4 protein-coding genes, 1 rRNA gene and 1 pseudogene are annotated in these 4,274 nt (G+C 72.3%); 3 read left to right on the top strand and 3 right to left on the bottom strand.

Annotated features, from left to right (window positions below):
* Both ACZ7C5_RS37785 and ACZ7C5_RS37780 read right to left on the bottom strand, forming a co-directional pair.
* A pseudogene (locus ACZ7C5_RS37785) lies at positions 1-173 on the bottom strand (electron transfer flavoprotein subunit beta); the annotation flags it as partial.
* A 252-nt stretch (positions 174-425) separates the two neighbouring features.
* Positions 426-752 (bottom strand): thioredoxin family protein, encoded by a 327-nt coding sequence (locus tag ACZ7C5_RS37780; protein WP_401092853.1) that lies wholly within the window; start codon positions 750-752, stop codon positions 426-428.
* 247 nt (positions 753-999) lie between these two features.
* Between ACZ7C5_RS37780 and ACZ7C5_RS37775 the strand changes: the two genes are divergently transcribed.
* From ACZ7C5_RS37775 to ACZ7C5_RS37765, 3 genes are all read left to right on the top strand, one after another.
* Complete coding sequence (locus tag ACZ7C5_RS37775) at positions 1,000-1,425, top strand: DUF4395 domain-containing protein (RefSeq protein ID WP_470324440.1); 426 nt, start codon at positions 1,000-1,002, stop codon at positions 1,423-1,425.
* A 287-nt stretch (positions 1,426-1,712) separates the two neighbouring features.
* Positions 1,713-2,483: a lysophospholipid acyltransferase family protein gene (locus tag ACZ7C5_RS37770; RefSeq protein WP_401092849.1), complete on the top strand. Its 771-nt coding sequence runs from the start codon at positions 1,713-1,715 to the stop codon at positions 2,481-2,483.
* 213 nt (positions 2,484-2,696) lie between these two features.
* Positions 2,697-4,112, top strand: a complete 1,416-nt coding sequence (locus tag ACZ7C5_RS37765; RefSeq protein ID WP_470324439.1) for a TolB family protein — start codon at positions 2,697-2,699, stop codon at positions 4,110-4,112.
* Positions 4,113-4,187: 75 nt separating this feature from the next.
* Here ACZ7C5_RS37765 and rrf read toward each other — a convergent pair.
* A 5S ribosomal RNA gene (rrf, locus tag ACZ7C5_RS37760) occupies positions 4,188-4,274 on the bottom strand; the annotation flags it as partial.

Here is a 4,274-nt window from a genome sequence, read left to right as displayed (position 1 = left end):
TCGGCGCCCTCGTTCGCCTCCGCGATCCGCAGCGCCTGCTCCACGCCGTACTCGTCCAGCTCCGACAGGAGGCCGTCCACACCCTCCCGGTCAGTGGTGAGGTCGTCCGCGAAACGACGGTCACCCGTCGCGTCCGGCACGTGCTTCACACAGACAACGATCCTCAAGCTCACGGCCTTGTCTCCTGTACTGGTCTCGTCCGGCGGCTGCGGCGGTGCAAGCGGGCGCGAACACGGCACGTACCCGCCCCGGGCAGCGAATTCCCGTGCCGGTCCGGAACTTCCTGGCAGCATACTCGGCGGTAGCGCAGTGGTCACTACTGGCCAGTAGCTTATGCCGTTCGGCTGCTCGACCGCCTGCGCCCATCCTGCCCCAGGCCGGGGCCCGCTCCACCCGACGGGGCGGAACGAGTACGGCCCGATTGGTCACACGACCGGGCCGAGCGCCGCGATCACGTCCACCGTGCGCGGCTGACCGGCCGCCCGCCGCACCACCCGGCCGCCCCCGTCCAGCACCAGGACGGTCGGCGTCCGCCGGACCTCCAACCGGCGGACCAGCTCCAGCCGCTCCTCGGCGTCCACCTCGACGTGCTCCACCCCGTCGACCATCCCGGCCACCTCCGAGAGCACCCGCCGGGTGGCCCGGCAGGGCTGGCAGAAGGCCGTCGAGAACTGCACCAGCGTCGCCCGCGCGCCCAACGGCACACCCAGCTCCGCCTCCGACAGCCGTACCGCCCCGTCCTCGGCACCCACCCTCGACCTCCCGTCACTGCGCACCACGGCCCACCCGGCCCGGCCGCCCTCGAAAGGAGGACAACGCGTGCCGCCGGCCCGGCCGTCCCCCCAGTCTGAGGCAGCGCCCGCGAACCCCGAAACCCGGTCGACCACCAGGGCCCGGCCGCGTACGATCGGCCGGTGGACCCCGACCGTCACTCGACGCCCCTGCGGCGCTGAGGCCTCCGCCGCTGCCGCCGTCCGTCGCGATCCCCGGAGCCCCCTGTTGCAGACCGATCCCCGCGGCCCCCGCCTGGCCGCCGCGCTCAGCTCGGTCGTCCTGGTCCTCGTCCTGCGCACCGGCAGCTGCGCCCTCCTGTCCGCCCAGGCGCTCGCCTTCGCCCTCGGCGCGTTCGGCGGCCTGCGCTTCTCCCCCTCCATCGGGCTCTTCCAGGTGCTCGTGCTCCCCCGGCTCGCCCCGCCCTCCGAGACCGAGGACGAGCGGCCGCTCCGCTTCGACCAGGGCATCCTCACGGTGTTCGCCGCGGTCGGCGCCCTCGGCTTCGGCACCGGGGTGACCTGGCTCGGCCTGCTCGGCGGCTCGGCCGCCCTCACCGCCGCCCTCGCCAACGCCGTGTTCGGCTACTGCGTGGGCTGCGAGCTCTACCCCGTGGTCCGGCAAGCCCAGGGCCGTCGCACCGCCGGCACCTGACCGCGCGCCCCGACCCCCGCTCCGACCTGGGCATTCTCCGTCCGCGGTCAGGCCCGCACTCCCTGATGCGGGGAACGGAAAAGTTCCCTTTGCAGTTCATCACGGAGATCACACCGCGAATATTCCCTTGACCGCACGGCTCAGGTGACAGCGGGCACTCGTTCGGGGGATCATCTCCGTGAATCACCCGTGAGCGCCGCGGAGTGCCGTACTCCGGTCGGCACCGCCCGCGCAACGGCGCGGGTACCCGCCGAACCGGGCTCCGGCCCTGGAAGTCAGGACTGACCGTGGCAGAGTTCGTGTACCCGCCGGTGATCGGCGCCGCACTCACCGCCTTCCGCGCGCTGGACGTGCGGATCAAGATCGTGGGCGCCGAAAACATCCCCCCCAGGGGGGGAGCGGTGCTGGTCAGCAATCACATCAGCTACCTGGACTTTCTCTTCGCGGGCCTCGGCGCGTACCGCGGCGGTAAGCGCAAGACCCGATTCATGGCCAAGGACGACGTCTTCAAGCACCGGATCTCCGGCCCGCTGATGCGCGGCATGAAGCACATCCCGGTGGACCGCACCGACGGCCAGCCCGCCTACGAGGCCGCCGTGCGCGCCCTCAAGGCCGGCGAGGTGGTCGGGGTGTTCCCCGAGGCGACCATCAGCCGCTCCTTCATGCTGAAGAAGTTCAAGACCGGCGCCGCCCGGATGGCCGCCGACTCCGGCGCCCCGCTGCTGCCCGTCGTGCTCTGGGGCACCCAGCAGCTCTGGACCAAGGGACGCCCGAAGACCCTGACCAAGCGGCACGTCCCGGTCACCATCATGATCGGCGAACCGATCCACCTCGGACCGGGCGACAAGCCCGTGATGGTCACCCGGCGGCTGCGCGCCGCCATGAGCGAGATGCTCGACCGGGCCCAGCGCGAGTACCCCGGCAAGCCCTCCGGCCCGGACGACACCTGGTGGCTGCCCGCCCAGCTCGGCGGGACCGCGCCCACCCTGGAGGTCGCCGAGGCCGAGGACGAGGCGGAGGCCCTCGCCAAGGCCGAGCGCCGCGCCGCCCGGGGCTGAGCCGCAGCCCTCCTCTTCCCGGTCGTCCCCTTTCCCTGCTGCCGCCTCCGCTTCCGATGCCTACTCCGTGCGACCGAGCGAGCGCGTCCCGTCGCGTGTCGCCCGGCCGCCGAAGCCGACCGTCTGACACAGTGACAGCTCCTTTCAGGGGCCTTCGTCCTGAATCCGCGGCGGGGGCACACGTCGGATCGGTCGGAAGGCTCGGAGGCGGAGATGACACGGATCACCGGCACACGGCAGTCACCCACGGGCAGGGCCCGCACCCGCGCGAGCGCCGGTGCGGGCCTTCTGCTGATGGGCGCCCTGCTCACCGGCTGCGGGGCCGAGCCCGGGGACATCCCGCTCTCGGAGACCCGGCCGGAGACCCCCGCCGCCACTCCCGAGGCCACGCCCACCGCGACCCCCGGTGTGGTCGGCGCGGCCATCGGAGGCCCTGCGGCGGCCGCACACAACGGACTGATCGTCAGCCGCGCCTACACCGACGCCGCCCGCACCGGCAGCGCGATCGTCACCCTCTCCCCCGACGGCGGCGACCAGCGCCAGGTCACCCAGCCGCCCGCCCGCACCTTCGACGACCGCCCGGACTGGTCCCCCGACGGCACCACCATCGCCTTCGACCGCACCGACCCGCAGACCGGCACCGCCCGGCTCTGGACCGTCCCCACCACCGGCGGCACCGAGCACCAGGTCAGCCAGCTCTGCGACGGCGGCACCGCCGACTGCGCCAACGAGGACGAACGCGCCCCCGCCTTCTCCCCAGACGGCAAGCAGGTCGCCTTCAGCCGCTCCTGGGGCGCCCTGGACCCGTCCGGCAACCACCAGATCCAGTACTCGGACCTCTACCTGATGAGCCCCGAGGGCACTGACGTCCAGCGGCTCACCTTCCTCACCAACGACAAGCCCTACTCGGGTACGGTCAGCAATCCCAGCTGGTCCCCCGACGGCAGACAGCTCAGCTTCGAGTACCGCACCAGCGGCACCGGCCAGCCCGCCGGCAGCCGGGCCATCTACGTGGTCAGCGCGGACGGCACCGGGCTGCGACAGCTCACCCCCTGGGAGCTACGCGCCGGCGACCGCGCGGACTGGTCCCCCGACGGCACCCAGATCCTCTTCACCACCTACCCGGCCGGCCCCGACAACGCCCCCGGCGGCGGGATCTACACCGTTCATCCCGACGGCACCGCCATCGGTGCCCTCACTCCCGCGCCCTCGGACGCCTACTACGGCACGGCCGCCTACGCGCCCGACGGCAAGTCCATCGTCTTCACCCAAGCCCCCGCGGGTGCCGGCGCCGACCTCTACAGCATGCGGCCGGACGGTACGGGCGTCGCCCGTCTCACCAACAGCACGGACAAGTGGCTCGGTCGGCCGGCCTGGGGGACGGCGGAGGCTCCGGTGACTCCCGCCGATCCGACTCAGGCGTCGGCTCAAGCCTCAGCCCAACCATCGGCGCAGGCTTCCCAGTCACCTCAGGCACCCCAGGCTCCTCAAACGCCACAGCCCGATGCCCAGCAGCCGGCCCAGGCCCAGGCCCAGGCCCAGGCCCAGGGGCAACCGCCCACCGAGCAACCGCAGTCCGACTCCGACCCCGAGGCGGAGTCCGGGTCCGAGTCCGGGTCCGACGAATAAGCCATCCGACGCCGGCGACTCCGGATATGCGAAAAGCCCCCGATCCGTTGGGATCAGGGGCTTTTCGGAATAATTGTTCGGCGGCGTCCTACTCTCCCACAGGGTCCCCCCTGCAGTACCATCGGCGCTGTAAGGCTTAGCTTCCGGGTTCGGAATGTAACC

Source organism: Kitasatospora sp. NPDC036993 (genome assembly GCF_055607525.1).
Note: the sequence above shows the minus strand (reverse complement) of the source record. Positions and strands in the feature narration are given on the sequence as shown.